Here is a 259-nt window from a genome sequence, read left to right on the forward strand (position 1 = left end):
CGTACGTTGAAGTTGTTTCTTCTGAACGTGAAATGATCCAACGTTTCCTGAAAATCATCCGTGAAAAAGACCCGGACATCATCATCACCTACAACGGTGACTCTTTCGACCTGCCGTACCTGGCGAAACGTGCGGAAAAACTGGGTATCAAACTGACCATCGGTCGTGACGGTTCTGAACCGAAAATGCAGCGTATCGGTGACATGACCGCGGTTGAAGTTAAAGGTCGTATCCACTTCGACCTGTACCACGTTATCCG

The 259-nt window shown here is 48.6% G+C and carries 1 protein-coding gene; it reads left to right on the top strand.

Annotated elements, in window-relative coordinates; all coding sequences use genetic code 11:
* Positions 1–259, top strand: a 259-nt coding sequence (locus SB754_RS21230; RefSeq protein ID WP_410784318.1) for a 3'-5' exonuclease, incomplete at both ends; no start/stop codon positions are given.

This window comes from Leifsonia sp. SIMBA_070 (assembly GCF_046534635.1).
Lineage (GTDB): Bacteria > Actinomycetota > Actinomycetes > Actinomycetales > Microbacteriaceae > Leifsonia.